This is a genomic window from Klebsiella pasteurii, assembly GCF_018139045.1.
In the GTDB taxonomy this organism is placed as follows: Bacteria; Pseudomonadota; Gammaproteobacteria; order Enterobacterales; family Enterobacteriaceae; genus Klebsiella; species Klebsiella grimontii.
The window spans coordinates 1,371,953-1,388,494 of the sequence record NZ_CP073236.1; the positions used below are offsets into that span (position 1 = coordinate 1,371,953).

Consider the following 16,542-nt stretch of genomic DNA (forward strand, 5'->3'; position numbering starts at 1 on the left):
TTGTGTGTGATAACCAGTGTTTATCAGACAGAAGAAAATGACATCTACTGTAATCGATCGTGCTGTGGCAGGTTAAGGATGAGAGTGCATGAAAGTGATAAGCGATAAGTAAAGGCTATCACTTCGTGAACGCCATCACAGTTTTTGCTTATAACGGGAAAGGTTATGCCGCAACTTTATGATTTCATCAACCAGCTGGCGCCAAAAATGACCGAATGGCGTCGCGATTTTCACCTGCATGCGGAATCCGGCTGGTTGGAGTTCCGCACCGCCAGCAAGGTGGCGGAGATACTTGACGATCTGGGTTATCAGTTGGCGCTGGGTCGCGACGTTATCGATGCCGATAGCCGTATGGGCCTACCTGATGAAGAGATCCTGAGGCAGGCGTTCCAGCGCGCCCGCGCGCAGGGTGCACCGGAACGCTGGCTGCCGGCGTTTGAAGGCGGCTTCGCCGGGGTGGTGGCGACCCTCGACACTGGGAGGCCGGGGCCTACGCTGGCGTTTCGCGTCGACATGGATGCGCTCGATCTCAACGAGCTACATGACGATAGTCACCGTCCGCATCGCGATCGTTTTGCCTCCTGCAACGACGGTATGATGCATGCCTGCGGCCACGATGGCCATACCGCGATCGGACTGGGGCTGGCTCACGTGCTCAAGGAGTATGCCGCGCAGCTCAACGGGACGATCAAGCTAATTTTCCAGCCGGCGGAAGAAGGTACCCGCGGCGCGCGCGCTATGGTGGCGGCGGGCGTGCTTGATGACGTGGACTATTTCACCGCCATTCATATCGGTACCGGCGTCCCTTCCGGCACCGTCGTCTGCGGCGGCGATAACTTTATGGCCACCACCAAATTTGATGTGCTGTTCAGCGGTGTCGCCGCCCACGCGGGCGGTAAACCGGAAGATGGCCGTAACGCGTTACTGGCGGCGGCTCAGGCCGCCCTTGCCCTGCACGCCATCGCGCCCCACAGCGCCGGGGCGTCAAGGGTTAACGTCGGGGTCATGCAGGCCGGTACCGGGCGTAACGTGATTCCTTCTTCCGCGCGATTAAAAGTCGAAACCCGTGGCGAAACCGATGTCATTAACCAGTACGTCTTTGAGCGGGCCAAGCAGGCGATCGCCGGCGCGGCGACAATGTATGAAGCCCGTTACCAGCTGCAGCTGATGGGTGCGGCCACCTCCAGCGCTCCGTCGCCGGCGTGGGTGGACTATCTGCGCCAGCAGACGGCCCAGGTCCCCGGCGTTAAACAGGCCGTCGATCGTATCGCTGCCCCGGCGGGTTCGGAGGATGCCACCCTGATGATGGCCCGGGTCCAGGAGCGCGGCGGTCTCGCCTCATACATGATTTTCGGCACCGAACTGAGCGCCGGCCACCACAATGAAAAATTCGATTTCGACGAAAACGTGATGACCCTGGCAGTCGCAACGTTGGCCCGCGTCGCCCTTTACTTTCCCTGGCAGCGAGGCGTGTGATGGAAAAAGTTTACCGATTTGTCGATGACGTTATTGAGGGACGACGCAACGATTTTTGCGCCATAGCCGATGATATCTGGGATCATCCGGAAACCCGCTTTCAGGAGTTCTGGTCCGCCGCGCGTTTAGCCGATGCGCTGGAAGCGGAAGGTTTTCAATTGACCCGCAATGCGGGTGGGATCCCCAACGCCTTTATCGCCAGCTTTGGCGCAGGCCAGCCGGTGATTGCCCTGCTCGGCGAATTTGACGCTCTGGCGGGGCTCAGCCAACAGGCCCGCTGCGCGGAACCCACATCTATTACGCCGGGAGAAAACGGCCACGGGTGCGGGCATAATCTGCTCGGTACGGCGGCGTTCGCCGCCGCGGTCGCCGCCAGGAACTGGCTACAGCAGCAAGGCAGCACCGGTACCCTACGCTTCTATGGCTGTCCCGGCGAGGAAGGCGGTTCCGGAAAGACCTTTATGGTCCGTGAGGGGTTGTTCGATGACGTTGATGCCGCCCTGACCTGGCACCCGGAAGCCTGGGCTGGGATGTTCAGCACCAGCACCCTTGCCAACATTCAGGCGGCGTGGCGGTTTACCGGCACCGCGGCGCATGCGGCAAACTCACCGCATCTTGGCCGCAGCGCGCTGGATGCCGTGACGCTGATGACCACCGCAGCAACTTCCTTAACGAACACATTATCGAAAAGGCGCGGGTGCACTACGCCATCACCGATACCGGCGGCGTCTCCCCCAACGTTGTTCAGGCGCAGGCGGAGGTGCTGTATCTCATTCGCGCCCCGGAAATGGCCGACGCCCAGCAAATCTTCGCGCGGATCGAAAAAATTGCTCAGGGCGCCGCGCTGATGACCGAGACCAGCGTCAGTTGCCGCGTCGAAAAAGCCTGTTCCAGCTATCTCCCCAACCGCACGCTGGAAGCGGCGATGTATCAGGCGATATGCCATTACGGCACGCCGCCCTGGTGCGCGGAAGAGCGCGCATTCGCCGCTGAAATTCGCGCCACCTTGAGCGCGAACGATATCAATAACAGCCTGAAAAACATTGCCGACACCGGTGGCGAAGGGGGGAAAGCGTTCGCCCGCCGCCACCGCGAGACGATCCTGATTGACGAAGTTGCGCCCTGGGCGGCAACGGACAACATCCTCGCGGGGTCTACCGACGTCGGCGACGTGAGCTGGAAAGCGCCGGTGGCCCAGTGCTTCAGCCCCTGCTTTGCCGTCGGGACGCCGCTACACTCCTGGCAATTGGTGAGCCAGGGCAGATCCTCCATCGCCCACAAAGGGATGCTGCTGGCGGGGAAAGTGCTGGGCGCGACGGCCATTCGTCTGTTCAGCGACAGGGCGTTATTAACAGCCAGCCAGCAGGAGCTGGAACAAGTCTTAGCCGAAAGGCCCTACCGGTGCCCCATTCCGCAGGAGGTCAAGCCTTCGATTTTAAAATAATCAAAGCCCGTGGATGGCGTACGGCAACGCGTTAAGCGCAAAAAAACAACGGCTGACACGTCCTGGGGTAAAGAGACAACCAACACAACAACGACAACTGAGGAACGCCCATGAGTATGTCATCCATACCGTCGCCTTCCCCCACCGGTAAGCTTTATGGCTGGGTTGAAAAAATAGGTAACAAGGTCCCGCATCCGTTTTTACTGTTTATCTATCTGATTGTGGCGTTGATGGTCGCCACCGCCATCCTGTCGGCGCTGAATGTCGGGGTACAGAACCCCACCGACGGCGCGCGAGTCGTGGTGAAAAACCTGCTCAGCGTTGAGGGATTACACTGGTTTTTGCCGAACGTCATTAAGAACTTCAGCGGTTTCGCGCCGCTAGGGGCTATTCTGGCGCTGGTGCTGGGGGCCGGCTTTGCGGAACGCGTGGGCCTACTGCCTTCGCTGATGGTGAAAATGTCATCGCACGTTAGCGCCCGTTACGCCAGCTATATGGTGCTGTTTATCGCTTTCTTTAGCCATATCTCCTCCGATGCCGCGCTGGTGATTATGCCGCCGCTGGGCGCCCTGATGTTCCTCGCCGTCGGCCGCCATCCGGTTGCCGGGCTGCTGGCGGCCATCGCCGGCGTCGGCTGCGGCTTCACGGCCAATCTGCTCATCGTTACTACCGATGTCCTGCTCTCTGGCATCAGCACCGAAGCGGCAAAAACCCTTGACGCCTCGCTCCACGTCAGCGTTATTGATAACTGGTATTTTATGGCAACCTCAGTGATCGTTCTCACGCTGGTTGGCGGGTTGATTACCGATAAACTGGTGGAACCGCGGTTAGGTCAATGGCAAGGCAACAGCGATGAAACGCTGCAGGCGTTGACGCCGGAACAGCGCTTCGGCCTGCGCGTGGCTGGCGTGGCCGCGCTGTTATTTGTGGCGGTTATCGCGCTGATGGTCGTGCCGGAAAACGGTATTCTGCGCGATCCCATCAAGCATACCGTGATGCCTTCGCCGTTTATAAAAGGCATCGTCCCGCTCATTATCTTTTTCTTCTTCGTCGTTTCACTGGCTTATGGCATTGCCACTGGCAAAATTCGCCGTCAGGCCGATCTGCCGCAGTTGATGATTGAGCCGATGAAGGAGATGGCAGGCTTTATCGTGATGGTCTTCCCGCTGGCCCAGTTCGTCGCCATGTTTAACTGGAGCAACATGGGGAAATTTATGGCCGTCGGCTTGACGGATCTGCTGGAAAGCGCGGGAATGAACGGCGTACCGGCGTTTGTCGGCCTGGCGCTGCTATCCGCATTTTTGTGCATGTTTATCGCCAGCGGCTCGGCAATCTGGTCGATCCTGGCGCCGATTTTCGTGCCGATGTTTATGCTGCTGGGCTTTCACCCGGCATTTGCGCAGATTCTGTTCCGTATCGCCGATTCATCGGTGCTGCCGCTGGCGCCGGTATCGCCGTTTGTGCCGCTGTTTCTCGGCTTCTTACAGCGCTACCGGCCCGAGGCTAAACTGGGAACCTACTATTCACTGGTCTTGCCTTATCCGTTAATATTCCTGGCCGTCTGGCTACTGTTGCTGGTGGGCTGGTATCTGGTGGGGCTGCCTATCGGGCCGGGTATTTACCCACGATTGCCATAATGTCGCCACAGGCCAGGGAAGGCCACGAAACCGTTAACGCCATGTTGTTCGGTTACTGATCATTTTATACAACCCTTCAATCGCCAAAGAGACCAGATGAATCACTAAGCCACTGATAATCAGGATTACAACGCCAGTCATCATATATTGCATATCACCACCTTTGTTGGTAAAAACCCGCACAGACACGCCGGGAGATCATTGACTTAAGAAAAGCCAGTCTGTTTATCTACGGCGTCAGTTGATTACCGGTGAATTCGCCGCCGGATAAAGGTAGCAAAATCGCCTTGCCAACGCGTCTGCGAGTTAATGTAAAAATAAACATCGCTTTCCTCACCTCATAATTAATAGTCCATGCTGACCCTGTTTGTTGACCTTTTCGGAGTATGGTTTGCCCACATCGCATCGTGGTATGGTGATGCTCTGCCAATATAACCTCGATGAAGGATTACCGATGCTGACGCTGTTGCAGGATAAAATTGACACCCCGCTGGGGCCGCTGTGGGTGATTTGTGATGAGCAGTTCAACCTGCGGGCCGTTGAGTGGGATCAGCACCGCGACCGCATGGAGCAACTGCTGGATATTCATTATCGGGTTAAAGGCTACAAACGCGTTGATTTTCGTAATCCGGGAGGCCTGAGCAGTAAGCTTAGCGATTACTTCGCCGGGGATCTCGCGATTATCAACACCTTACCGACCGCCACCGGCGGCACGCCGTTTCAGCGGCAAGTCTGGCAAGCGCTGCGTACCATCCCCTGCGGACAGGTCATGCACTACGGTCAGCTCGCGGAGGCACTGGGGCGACCGGGCGCCGCGCGCGCCGTGGGTGCCGCCAACGGTTCAAACCCGGTCAGTATTGTGGTGCCCTGCCATCGCGTGATCGGGCGTAACGGCACCATGACCGGTTACGCCGGCGGCGTGCAGCGTAAAGAGTGGCTATTGCGCCACGAAGGCTATCTGCTCCTTTGACCGTAAGTGCCTTTTTTGGAATCTTCCGGTAATTTTACAATCATCTCTCATCAAATAAACCTTTTGTATTCAATTGGATAAATCAGGTAGCTGATTTACCCTTTTAATATTACGTGTTTCAGGGGTTCGAGACTTACCTGCTCACCAAAAAGATGTTAAAATTGACCAATATCAATTAAAGCCTGAGCAGACTTATGATCCCGGAAAAGCGAATTATACGACGCATTCAGTCTGGCGGTTGTGCAATCCATTGCCAGGATTGCAGCATTAGCCAGCTTTGCATCCCTTTTACTCTGAACGAGCATGAGCTTGATCAGCTTGATAACATCATCGAGCGGAAAAAGCCTATCCAGAAAGGACAGACCTTGTTCAAAGCCGGTGATGAGCTGAAATCGCTGTATGCAATTCGTTCTGGCACCATTAAAAGCTACACCATCACCGAACAGGGCGATGAGCAAATCACCGGTTTTCATCTGGCGGGCGATCTGGTTGGCTTTGACGCCATCGGCACCGGCCACCACCCAAGCTTTGCCCAGGCGCTGGAAACCTCAATGGTTTGCGAAATCCCTTTTGAAACGCTGGACGATCTCTCCGGTAAGATGCCGAATCTGCGTCAGCAGATGATGCGTCTGATGAGCGGCGAGATTAAAGGCGATCAGGATATGATCCTGCTGCTATCCAAAAAGAACGCAGAGGAGCGCCTGGCGGCCTTTATTTACAACCTGTCCCGCCGTTTTGCACAGCGCGGCTTCTCTCCGCGTGAGTTCCGCCTCACCATGACCCGTGGCGATATCGGCAACTATCTGGGCCTGACGGTGGAAACTATCAGCCGCCTGCTGGGGCGTTTCCAGAAAAGCGGTATGCTGGCGGTTAAAGGTAAATATATCACCATTGAAAACAGCGACCTGCTGGCGCAGCTTGCTGGCCAGGCCCGCAACGTCGCCTGATAGCCCCTCTGTATCCGGCCGGATCGCGAATTTTTTTCTAATTTGTTGATCTGGCCAGGTTCCTCCCCTGTTTCATTTCATCCATATAGGTTATCTTTTTAAGGACAAACTGTAGTTACAGTTGTAAGGAGACCCTGTATGGCGAAGTATCAGAACATGCTGGTAGTAATCGACCCCAATCAGGACGACCAGCCTGCATTGCGGCGCGCGGTGTATCTGCACCAACGGATTGGTGGACGCATCAAAGCCTTTTTGCCGATCTATGATTTTTCTTATGAAATGACCACTCTGCTGTCTCCTGACGAACGCACGGCCATGCGCCAGGGCGTCATTGGCCAGCGTACCGCCTGGATCCGCGAGCAGGCAAAATTCTATATTGAGTCCGGCGTGCCCATTGATATTAAAGTGGTGTGGCACAATCGTCCCTTCGAAGCCATTATCCAGGAAATCATCAGCGACAAGCATGATTTAGTGCTGAAGATGGCGCACCAGCACGACAAGCTGGAAGCGGTGATTTTCACCCCGACGGACTGGCACCTGCTGCGCAAATGCCCGTGTCCGGTATGGATGGTCAAAGATCAGCCGTGGCCGGAAGGGGGTAAAGCGCTGGTGGCGGTCAATCTCGCCAGCGAAGAAAACTACCACAACGCGCTCAATGAAAAGCTGGTACGTGAAACGATTGAGCTGGCGGAACAGGTCAACCATACCGAGGTGCACCTGGTGGGCGCCTATCCCGTCACGCCCATCAATATCGCAATTGAGCTACCTGATTTTGACCCCAGCGTTTATAACGACGCCATTCGCGGTCAGCATTTGCTGGCCATGAAAGCACTGCGGCAGAAATTCGGCATCGATGAAGGCCGCACTCACGTTGAAAAAGGCCTTCCTGAAGAGGTGATCCCCGATCTGTCTGAACATCTGCAGGCGGGCATCGTGGTGCTGGGTACCGTGGGTCGTACCGGCCTATCGGCGGCCTTCCTCGGCAATACCGCCGAGCAGGTGATTGACCATCTGCGCTGCGACCTGCTGGCGCTGAAGCCAGATCAATATCAGACACCGGTTGAGCTGGACGACGAAGAAGACGACTAGTCCCTCGCCTTCAGTAAAAGTAGTAAAACTTCGTCCCCCGCCCGCGCGGGGGATTTTTTTGCATTGTAAAACGAAATAAAGGGCCATCCGGCCCTTATCTTCAATCGCTTTATCGGTAACGAAAACGTTAGTGGATACCTAAACGCCAGGCGTGATCGATCTCTTCTTTCAGCTCCATGGACGAAAGCGCCATTAAGTCAGCAAACTCAAGTTCCAGTAGTTTCAGCTTTTTCAGATACTGCGCGGGGGTTAAAGCAGCGGGGTCACGGCGCAGAAATTCGATGGCCAGTTGCGTGGGGGTTAACTCGGTATCCATAATATCCTCAGTTTGGGTGAAAAACGGACTTATTATAACACCCTCGACTGATTATTTTATGAGCAAATAATCACTTGGTAACCTATATAAAAAAGCCGTCTCACAGGAGACGGCTTAAGAAGCACAGGTTTTAAAAGACCAGGCTCTACAGTGCTTTCAGAATTGCATCGACGCTAGCTTTGGCATCGCCAAACAGCATGTGGGTATTTTCTTTAAAGAACAGCGGGTTTTGTACGCCGGCGTAGCCGGTGTTCATCGAACGCTTAAATACAATTACGTTTTGCGCTTTCCACACTTCCAGCACCGGCATACCGGCGATCGGACTGCCCGGATCGTCCTGCGCGGCTGGGTTAACCGTGTCGTTAGCGCCGATCACCAGTACGGTGTCGGTATCGGAGAAATCATCATTGATCTCATCCATCTCCAGCACGATGTCATACGGGACTTTCGCTTCCGCCAGCAGTACGTTCATATGGCCCGGCAGACGCCCGGCAACCGGGTGAATACCGAAACGTACCTTGATCCCGCGCGCGCGCAGTCGCTCGGTGATTTCCGCGACCGGATACTGGGCCTGAGCCACTGCCATGCCGTAGCCCGGGGTGATGATCACCGACTGGGAGCTTTTCAGCATCTCAGCGGTTTCTTCGGCGCTGATTTCGCGATGCTCGCCCACTTCTTCATCCGTCGTAGAGGCCGTGCCGTCAGAACCAAAGCCACCGGCAATCACGCTGAAGAACGAACGGTTCATCGCCTTACACATAATGTAGGACAGAATCGCACCGGAAGAGCCTACCAGCGCGCCGGTTACGATCAGCAGGTCGTTGCTGAGCATAAAGCCCGCCGCCGCCGCCGCCCAGCCGGAGTAGGAGTTCAGCATTGACACCACGACCGGCATATCCGCGCCGCCGATGGAGGCCACCAGGTGCCAGCCAAACGCCAGAGCAATAACGGTCATCACCAGCAGGCACAGAACCTGCATACCGATGCTGTCGGTACGTACGAAAACGATCAGCAGCAGGAAAGAAACCACCAGCGCCGCCAGGTTCAATTTATGACGGTTCGGCAGCATCAGCGGCTTTGAAGACATCTTGCCGCACAGTTTGCCAAACGCCACGACGGAGCCTGTGAAGGTTACCGCGCCGATGAAGATGCCGAGGAACACTTCGGTCAAATGAATATTGACCAGAATCTGCTCCATCCCGGTTTCATGCTGCATATAGCTGTTGAAACCTACCAGTACCGCCGCCAGGCCCACGAAGCTGTGCAGAATCGCCACCAGCTCCGGCATTTCGGTCATTTCAACTTTCTTCGCCAGACGAATACCGATAGCGCCGCCGATAACCATCGCCAGCAGGATCCACGCGACGTTGCTGCTGTCCGGCCCCAGGATGGTCGCCACCAGGGCAATCGCCATCCCGGCAATACCGTAGTAGTTGCCCTGCTGGGAGGTTTCGTGTTTGGAAAGCCCCGCCAGGCTAAAAATAAATAGAATCGCGGCAACAATGTATGCAGCTGTAACTAATCCACCAGACATTTGTTACCCCTTATCCTTTGCGGAACATTTTCAGCATGCGCTGAGTGACGGTGAAACCACCAAAAATATTAATGCTGGCGATCAGCACCGCGATAAAGCTCAGGAAGCTGACCCAGCCGCCGTGGCCTATCTGTAACAATGCCCCGACCACAATAATGCCGGAAATGGCGTTAGTGACCGACATCAGCGGCGTATGCAGCGCGTGGGATACGTTCCAGACGACGTAGTAACCGACCACGCAGGAGAGCGCGAAGACGGTAAAGTGGCCGAGGAACTCTTTCGGCGCCACGCTGGCCAGCCAGCCAAACAGAATAATCGCCAGCGCCATCAGCGCATACTTGCGCAGCGGCGAGCTCGGTTTCGCTTCAGCTTTTGGCGCTTCAACCTTTTTCGCTGCCGCCTGCGGCTGAGCAGATACCTGAATGGGTGGCGCGGGCCAGGTGATTTCACCTTCGCGAACCACGGTAACGCCGCGGATAACGACATCATCAAAATCGATAACGACATTGCCGTCTTTCTCTTTGCACAGCAGCTTAAGCAGGTTAACCAGGTTGGTGCCATACAGCTGCGAAGACTGCGTCGGCAGGCGGCCAGGGAGATCGGTATAACCGATAATCTTCACGCCATTGGCGGTGGTGACCACCTGACCCGGCACGGTGTATTCACAGTTGCCGCCGTTTTGCGACGCCAGATCAACCACCACGCTGCCCGGCTTCATGGAGTCAACCATTTCGCGGGTAATCAGCTTCGGCGCCGGTTTACCCGGAATCAGGGCGGTGGTGACAATGATGTCGACATCTTTGGCCTGCGCGGCAAAAAGCGCCATTTCGGCTTTAATAAAGGCTTCAGACATGACTTTGGCATAGCCGTCGCCGCTGCCCGCTTCCTCTTTAAAATCCAGCTCAAGGAACTCGGCGCCCATACTCTGCACCTGTTCTTTCACTTCCGGGCGGGTATCAAACGCGCGGACGATTGCCCCAAGGCTGTTTGCCGCGCCGATGGCCGCCAGACCGGCAACCCCGGCGCCAATCACCATCACCTTCGCGGGCGGTACCTTACCTGCCGCGGTGATCTGACCAGTGAAGAAGCGGCCAAACTCGTGGGCGGCTTCCACGATCGCGCGGTAGCCGGCGATGTTAGCCATTGAACTTAACGCATCCAGCGACTGCGCGCGCGAAATACGCGGCACCGAATCCATCGCCATCACGTTGATGTTGCGCGCCGCCAGTTTTTCCATCAGCTGCGGGTTTTGCGCCGGCCAGATGAAGCTGATGAGCGTCGTGCCGGGATTAAGCAGCAGGATTTCATCGTCATCGGGCGCGTTAACTTTCAGAATGACGTCAGACTGCCATACGTCATCACCGCTCACGATCTCCGCTCCAGCCTGAACGAAGGCTTCGTCGTCGAAACTGGCCAACTTACCGGCACCGCTTTCTACCGCGACGCTGAACCCAAGCTTAAGCAGCTGCTCCACCGTTTTCGGCGTGGCGGCGGCCCGGGTTTCCTGGGCGAGTCTCTCTTTTGGTACACCAATACGCATAGTTTTCCCTTCCATCGGTTTTTGATGATGGTTTACTTTTCTTACAAGCGACCGTCGCAAAGGCGGATGAACGCGCCCCCCAACATATGTCTGAAAAAATAAAACAGTAACAAACTTTTTATAACCTACTGAAAATACCGATTGTGATCTACAGCAATAAAACAGAAATTTTGATTTTATTGGTAAAACGCCCGGCTAACCGTGTCAGGCAGCAATATTTACCTTATTTTTATGCCAGCGCCTGATAATCCGCTTGGCAGAAGGGTTAATTCACCATTTATCGCCGTATGGATCATCGCATTAACATTATGTTAACTTATGAAAGTGATATCGATTATCGATTTTGCTGGTCAAGCGGCTGTTTTTTCAACATATCGAAAAAGGTTATATTTCTGCAGTATACGTTTAGAGCGGCAAATGAAAATTGACGCAGACAGTCACTCTCGATAAATGCAATAATCACATGTTTTCAGTCAACAACAATACCCGTACATGGTTTGCGCAAGGCAAAGGATTATTTTTATGAAGCTTAAGAACTCACTCCTGGCGTCTGCTCTTCTGGCTACCACCGCGTTGTCTGCCCATGCAGCGACCGAGCTGACTCCGGAGCAGGCGGCAGCGCTGAAGCCCTACGATCGCGTTGAGGTTACCGGTCGTTTTAACGCCATTGGCGATGCGGTGCAGGCAGTTTCCCGTAAAGCGGACAAAGAAGGCGCAGCTTCCTTTTATGTTGTCGACACCTCTGATTTTGGCAGCGGCGGCAATCTGCGTGTAACGGCCGATTTTTATAAAGAAAATGCCCCGCAGGCCGACGCGCCGAAAAACCGCATTATCAACGGCATAATGGAATTGCCGAAAGACCAGGCCGTTGAGCTGGAGCCATTTGATACCGTCACCGTACAGGGCTTCTACCGCAGCCAACCGGAAGTCAACGACGCCATCACCAAAGCTGCAAAGGCCAAGGGCGCAGCCTCTTTCTTTATCGTACGCCAGGTTGATGCCAACCAGGGCGGCAACCAGCGCATCACCGCCTATATCTACAAAGCGGATGCCAAGAAACGCGTTCTGCAAAGCCCGGATGCGATCCCGGCAGATTCAGAAGCCGGTCGCGCAGCGCTGGCCGAAGGCGGCGAAGCCGCTAAGAAAGTTGAAATCCCAGGCGTGGCGACGACCGCAGCGGTTGGTTCCGGCACCGGCGTAGGCCGTTTCTTTGAAACGCAATCGTCAAAAGGCGGGCGTTACACCGTCACGCTGCCGGACGGCACCAAGGTCGAGGAAGTGAATAAAATCACTGCCGCGCAGATGGTTCCTTACGACAGCATCAAGTTCACCGGTAACTACGGTAACATGACGGAAATCTCCTACCAGACGGCTAAGCGCGCCGCGAAGAAAGGCGCGAAGTACTACCACATTACCCGTCAGTGGCAGGAACGCGGCGGCAACATCACCATCAGCGCCGACCTGTATAAATAACAGCAACTGAGCTGAACAAAAAGGCGGCGATTAGTCGCCTTTTTTCTTTTTTTCATTTCTCTCCATTGCATGCATACAAAACACTCCGTAAAATCCCGCGCCTTAGCGCAATCCTCCATTTTTATGCGATTTCGCCAAATAAATATTCTTAGCTTGATGATTATCACCTCGGGAATGCAATGGAAAAGAAACTGGGCCTTAGCGCCCTGACCGCGCTGGTACTTAGCTCGATGCTGGGGGCGGGTGTATTCAGTCTGCCGCAGAACATGGCAGCCGTTGCCAGCCCTTCCGCGCTGCTTATCGGCTGGGGGATCACCGGCGTGGGGATCCTGTTCCTGGCCTTTGCCATGCTGCTGCTCACGCGGATCCGCCCCGACCTCGACGGCGGTATTTTTACCTACGCCCGGGAAGGTTTCGGCGAGCTGATTGGCTTCTGCTCCGCCTGGGGCTACTGGCTGTGCGCGGTTGTCGCCAACGTCTCCTACCTGGTTATCGTCTTCTCGGCGCTCAGTTTCTTTACCGATACTCCCGAACTGCGCCTGTTCGGCGATGGCAATACCTGGCAATCCATCGTCGGCGCCTCGGTCCTGCTGTGGATTGTTCATTTCCTGGTTCTGCGCGGCGTTCAAACGGCCGCCGGTATCAACCTGGCCGCGACGCTGGCCAAACTGCTGCCCCTCGGGGCGTTTATCGCGCTGGCCGCCATCGCGTTTCGTATGGAGACATTCCGCCTCGATTTCAGCGGCCTGGCGCTGGGCGTACCGGTATGGGAGCAGGTGAAAAACACCATGCTGATCACCCTGTGGGTATTTATTGGCGTCGAAGGCGCGGTCGTTGTTTCCGCCCGCGCGCGTAATAAACAGGATGTTGGCCGCGCGACCCTGCTGGCGGTACTCTCCGCGCTGGCGGTCTATTTGCTGGTGACGCTTCTCTCGTTAGGCGTTGTGCCGCGTAGCGAACTGGCGGAAATCCGCAACCCGTCAATGGCCGGCCTGATGGTCAACATGATGGGCTCCTGGGGCGAAATTGTGATCGCTGCCGGGCTGATTATCTCCGTCTGCGGCGCGTATCTGAGCTGGACGATTATGGCGGCGGAGGTGCCCTATCTGGCAGCAACGCATAAAGCATTCCCGCGCCTGTTTGCCCGGACCAATAAAAACAACGCCCCGTCGGCTTCGCTGTGGCTCACCAATATCAGCGTGCAGGCTTCGCTGGTGTTGATTTGGCTTACCGGCTCAGATTACAGCACGCTGCTGACCATCGCCTCAGAGATGATCCTGGTCCCCTACTTTCTGGTCGGCGCCTTTCTGCTGAAGATTGCCCGGCGCCCTTTGCATAAGGCGGTTGGTGTCGGCGCCTGCATTTATGGCTTATGGTTATTATATGCGTCCGGCCCTGTGCATTTATTGTTGTCGGTGATACTTTACGCTCCGGGTCTTCTGGTTTTCCTGTATGCCCGTCGTACACACCAGCACGATCGCCCGCTCAAACGCCGTGACCTGGCATTAATTGGTTTTTTGCTGGTTGCCGCCGTACCGGCAACGTGGATGTTGGTAGGGTAAGCGGTTACCCTGCCGCTGAACTCAAAGGAGATCTCCATGGCTGACATCCAGCCTCGCCCCATCCTGATTACCGGCGGGGGCCGTCGCATTGGCCTCGCCCTGGCCCGCCATTTTGTGGCCCGCCAGCAGCCCGTTATCATCAGCTATCGCACCTGGTATCCGGCCATCGACGCGCTGCGTGAAGCGGGAGCCGTTTGTCTGCACGCGGATTTCAGCACGGATGAAAGCATTCTGGCGTTCGCCGCAGAGGTGAAAGCGCACGCCGGCAGCGGTCTACGCGCCATCATTCATAACGCCAGCGGCTGGATGGCGGAAAAGCCAGGTATTCCGTTAACCACGGTGCTCGCCAGCATGATGCAAATTCACGTCAACGCCCCCTACCTGCTCAACCATGCCCTGGAGAGCCTGCTTCGCGGCCACGGTCATGCCGCCAGCGATATTATCCACATCACCGACTACGTCGTGGAGCGCGGCAGCGACAAACATATCGCCTACGCCGCCAGCAAAGCGGCGTTGGATAATATGAGCCGCTCGTTCGCCCGTAAGCTGGCGCCGGAAATTAAGGTTAACGCCATCGCCCCCTCGCTGATTTTATTTAATGAAGGGGATGACGCGGAGTACCGCAGGCAGGCGCTCGATAAATCGCTGATGAAAATCGCCCCAGGCGAAAAAGAGATCATTGACCTGATTGAATACCTGTTCAGCAGTAGCTACGTGACCGGTCGCTCATTTGCCGTCGACGGCGGCCGCCATCTGCGCTAGTGGAAACGGCTCCAGCCAATAATGAGTAGCCACGCGCATAAGCTCCAGCACACCACTGCGCCTGCCAGGGCAAACGGCAGGCGCATGACGCCGGTGAAATACCATAGCGAAAGCAAGTAGATAAAGTACGGAATGATAGACCACATACCAAAGACAATGGTGGTGCGCAGCGCTTCGATACCCCGCTCGCTGGCGACGATGTAGTGCGCAATCAGGGCGAAGGTGGGAAAGAGCGGAATTAACCCGGCGATATAGTAATTTTTCGTTTTGGACAGCACGCCGATCAGGACTACAACCAGTGCCCCGAGCAGCGCTTTTATCAACAGCCCCATTCCTTTTGCCTTAACATTAAAACAACATGTATTCGCAGCATAACGGAAGCGCGGAAATTTATAAATGCGCAAAAGCGGCGAGTAGACTGAACAGGTGGAGACCTATTTGACGACTCCATAACGGCGGTACGGGAGATGATGCTCCCCTCGGCAAGGTCAACGCTGTTTGAATTTAATTAAAACTATTTTGAACATCCTTCGCACAAACGCATTTGTTTTTACTGCGAAACGCATCAGTATGCTCTAATCACTTGGTTATACGTATAACATGTTTTATATCATTACTCTGGAAGTTATCACCATAGCATATTTCTCCTGCGCGTCATCCTTAAGTATTCACACCTATTTTAAAGCACAACATGAACACCTCAATGATATTTTACAGATGTTAACTCAATAACCCTATCGGTTTACCATCGCCATTCATGTGCAGTAAGTGATGCAAATCAATAGTGATAACCTAACCTAAAAACAGTTAATTGACATAGGCGGTTTTTATCATAATTGATGACCTTAAAATCATTCTTTCTGCACTCATTTGAAATAAGCACACATAGACACTTTTTAGAAAAATAGCGCAATAAAGCACATTATTTTGATTTATATCAAAATAAAACCGATTTCATAAAGAAGCATACTTTGCCATTAATAACATTCATCGTAGTAGATATGATCGTAATTATATGATTTTACGATCTTTCGATCTAATCTTGATATCCAATACAGAACTTTATTCTATTCATAACCAACAATGTAGCTTATTAGTTCATCTCCCGTCGGTTTTTCGAATCTTTTACTTGTTGCTATTATCAATACTAGTATTAGGCACTCATGCAATTGCAATTATTCTATATTAAACTAAGTATGCATCACCTAAAGGAACCTCCATGTTTGGACCTGCTTCAGGCACAACAAAAATACTCTTAAACTTTATCAAACTATATACATCAACGCGAAAATGCTCGTAAATTACTGGAGCGCATCAAGCATGCAGTGGAATATTGAAAATAGCCTTGTATGTCCTGTAACCGGAACAGGATTTTCAGTTGCGGCAAGTGCTAAAAATCTCAAATTAATCATATGGTATAATGGTGATTATTTTTTGCGCGTTGGTTCAGTGATTAACATCACAAAAAATGAAGTTCTCATTAACGGCAAGCCCGGCGATTTACAGGTCATTCACGCTTTCCCCTATACGGAAACCCTGTGGTCAACGTTTTCCCGATATATTGATTGTCCAGGCAATCTGAATCCTATGTTGCTCATCTGCAATCGAAGAAGTGTCTGCAAATTCGCCTTGTGCCCCTACGGTACGAGGCAAAAGAGGCCGCAATAAGGCTCTTCCCTGACTCAAGCTCAACGTATCAGTACCTATTTTCTTTACGGGCAGAGGCTGTCCTGTTAGACCTCGCCCACCTTCTGCCGCCCCCCATGACCATAATACGCAGAGCTTCCGTCAT

Annotated in this window: 13 protein-coding genes and 1 pseudogene; 10 read left to right on the top strand and 4 right to left on the bottom strand. The window is 54.3% G+C overall.

Annotation, left to right across the window (positions count from 1 at the left end):
• The first annotated feature begins 165 nt into the window (after positions 1-165).
• The 6 genes and pseudogenes from KCG39_RS06480 (at position 166) to uspE (ending at position 7,563) form a co-directional block, all read left to right on the top strand.
• On the top strand, positions 166-1,476 hold the full coding sequence (locus KCG39_RS06480) for a M20 family metallo-hydrolase (RefSeq protein WP_049122789.1): 1,311 nt from the start codon (positions 166-168) through the stop codon (positions 1,474-1,476).
• Positions 1,476-2,920: pseudogene (locus tag KCG39_RS06485) on the top strand (M20 family metallopeptidase). Before KCG39_RS06480 ends, KCG39_RS06485 begins: the two are co-directional and overlap by 1 nt.
• A 110-nt stretch (positions 2,921-3,030) precedes the next feature.
• Positions 3,031-4,557, top strand: a complete 1,527-nt coding sequence (abgT, locus tag KCG39_RS06490) for a p-aminobenzoyl-glutamate transporter (RefSeq protein WP_004119634.1) — start codon at positions 3,031-3,033, stop codon at positions 4,555-4,557.
• A 454-nt stretch (positions 4,558-5,011) separates the two neighbouring features.
• Entirely contained in the window at positions 5,012-5,527 is a 516-nt protein-coding gene (ogt, locus tag KCG39_RS06495; protein WP_004119629.1) for a methylated-DNA--[protein]-cysteine S-methyltransferase, read from the top strand.
• 194 nt (positions 5,528-5,721) lie between these two features.
• Positions 5,722-6,474: a fumarate/nitrate reduction transcriptional regulator Fnr gene (fnr, locus tag KCG39_RS06500; protein ID WP_004102577.1), complete on the top strand. Its 753-nt coding sequence runs from the start codon at positions 5,722-5,724 to the stop codon at positions 6,472-6,474.
• A 138-nt stretch (positions 6,475-6,612) separates the two neighbouring features.
• Positions 6,613-7,563 carry a universal stress protein UspE gene (uspE, locus tag KCG39_RS06505; protein ID WP_004119628.1) on the top strand — a complete coding sequence of 317 codons (951 nt, stop codon included), beginning with the start codon at positions 6,613-6,615 and terminating at the stop codon, positions 7,561-7,563.
• Between the two features lie 127 nt (positions 7,564-7,690).
• Here the strand turns inward: uspE and KCG39_RS06510 are convergent, their stop codons facing one another.
• The 3 genes from KCG39_RS06510 to pntA form a co-directional block, all read right to left on the bottom strand.
• Positions 7,691-7,879, bottom strand: a complete 189-nt coding sequence (locus tag KCG39_RS06510; RefSeq protein ID WP_004102581.1) for a YdiH family protein — start codon at positions 7,877-7,879, stop codon at positions 7,691-7,693.
• Positions 7,880-8,024: 145 nt separating this feature from the next.
• Complete coding sequence (gene pntB, locus KCG39_RS06515; RefSeq protein ID WP_211811573.1) at positions 8,025-9,413, bottom strand: Re/Si-specific NAD(P)(+) transhydrogenase subunit beta; 1,389 nt, start codon at positions 9,411-9,413, stop codon at positions 8,025-8,027.
• Between the two features lie 10 nt (positions 9,414-9,423).
• Positions 9,424-10,953, bottom strand: coding sequence for a Re/Si-specific NAD(P)(+) transhydrogenase subunit alpha (pntA, locus tag KCG39_RS06520; RefSeq protein WP_004119626.1), 1,530 nt, complete (start codon positions 10,951-10,953; stop codon positions 9,424-9,426).
• A 522-nt stretch (positions 10,954-11,475) separates the two neighbouring features.
• Between pntA and ydgH the strand changes: the two genes are divergently transcribed.
• The 3 genes from ydgH to folM all read left to right on the top strand — a co-directional run bounded on the left by ydgH (position 11,476) and on the right by folM (position 14,750).
• Positions 11,476-12,426: a DUF1471 family protein YdgH gene (gene ydgH / locus KCG39_RS06530; RefSeq protein WP_004119625.1), complete on the top strand. Its 951-nt coding sequence runs from the start codon at positions 11,476-11,478 to the stop codon at positions 12,424-12,426.
• A gap of 179 nt (positions 12,427-12,605) precedes the next feature.
• Positions 12,606-13,988 carry an amino acid permease gene (locus KCG39_RS06535; protein ID WP_004119624.1) on the top strand — a complete coding sequence of 461 codons (1,383 nt, stop codon included), beginning with the start codon at positions 12,606-12,608 and terminating at the stop codon, positions 13,986-13,988.
• Positions 13,989-14,024: 36 nt separating this feature from the next.
• Positions 14,025-14,750 carry a dihydromonapterin reductase gene (gene folM / locus KCG39_RS06540; protein WP_004119623.1) on the top strand — a complete coding sequence of 242 codons (726 nt, stop codon included), beginning with the start codon at positions 14,025-14,027 and terminating at the stop codon, positions 14,748-14,750.
• On the opposite strand, the gene KCG39_RS06545 is transcribed toward folM, so the two are convergent.
• Positions 14,747-15,082: a GlpM family protein gene (locus KCG39_RS06545; RefSeq protein ID WP_004119621.1), complete on the bottom strand. Its 336-nt coding sequence runs from the start codon at positions 15,080-15,082 to the stop codon at positions 14,747-14,749. The genes folM and KCG39_RS06545 overlap by 4 nt on opposite strands.
• Before the next feature lie 988 nt (positions 15,083-16,070).
• On the opposite strand from KCG39_RS06545, the gene iraM reads away from it, so the two are divergent.
• Complete coding sequence (gene iraM / locus KCG39_RS06550; protein ID WP_004119619.1) at positions 16,071-16,418, top strand: anti-adapter protein IraM; 348 nt, start codon at positions 16,071-16,073, stop codon at positions 16,416-16,418.
• Positions 16,419-16,542 lie beyond the last annotated feature (124 nt).

Coding starts and splice junctions, on each gene's coding strand:
- uspE (WP_004119628.1), top strand. CDS start 6,613: ATGGCGAAGTATCAGAACATGCTGGTAGTAATCGACCCCAATCAGGAC.
- KCG39_RS06535 (WP_004119624.1), top strand. CDS start 12,606: ATGGAAAAGAAACTGGGCCTTAGCGCCCTGACCGCGCTGGTACTTAGC.
- KCG39_RS06545 (WP_004119621.1), bottom strand. CDS start 15,082: ATGGGGCTGTTGATAAAAGCGCTGCTCGGGGCACTGGTTGTAGTCCTG.
- iraM (WP_004119619.1), top strand. CDS start 16,071: ATGCAGTGGAATATTGAAAATAGCCTTGTATGTCCTGTAACCGGAACA.
- fnr (WP_004102577.1), top strand. CDS start 5,722: ATGATCCCGGAAAAGCGAATTATACGACGCATTCAGTCTGGCGGTTGT.
- KCG39_RS06480 (WP_049122789.1), top strand. CDS start 166: ATGCCGCAACTTTATGATTTCATCAACCAGCTGGCGCCAAAAATGACC.
- KCG39_RS06510 (WP_004102581.1), bottom strand. CDS start 7,879: ATGGATACCGAGTTAACCCCCACGCAACTGGCCATCGAATTTCTGCGC.
- pntA (WP_004119626.1), bottom strand. CDS start 10,953: ATGCGTATTGGTGTACCAAAAGAGAGACTCGCCCAGGAAACCCGGGCC.
- pntB (WP_211811573.1), bottom strand. CDS start 9,413: ATGTCTGGTGGATTAGTTACAGCTGCATACATTGTTGCCGCGATTCTA.
- abgT (WP_004119634.1), top strand. CDS start 3,031: ATGAGTATGTCATCCATACCGTCGCCTTCCCCCACCGGTAAGCTTTAT.
- ydgH (WP_004119625.1), top strand. CDS start 11,476: ATGAAGCTTAAGAACTCACTCCTGGCGTCTGCTCTTCTGGCTACCACC.
- ogt (WP_004119629.1), top strand. CDS start 5,012: ATGCTGACGCTGTTGCAGGATAAAATTGACACCCCGCTGGGGCCGCTG.
- folM (WP_004119623.1), top strand. CDS start 14,025: ATGGCTGACATCCAGCCTCGCCCCATCCTGATTACCGGCGGGGGCCGT.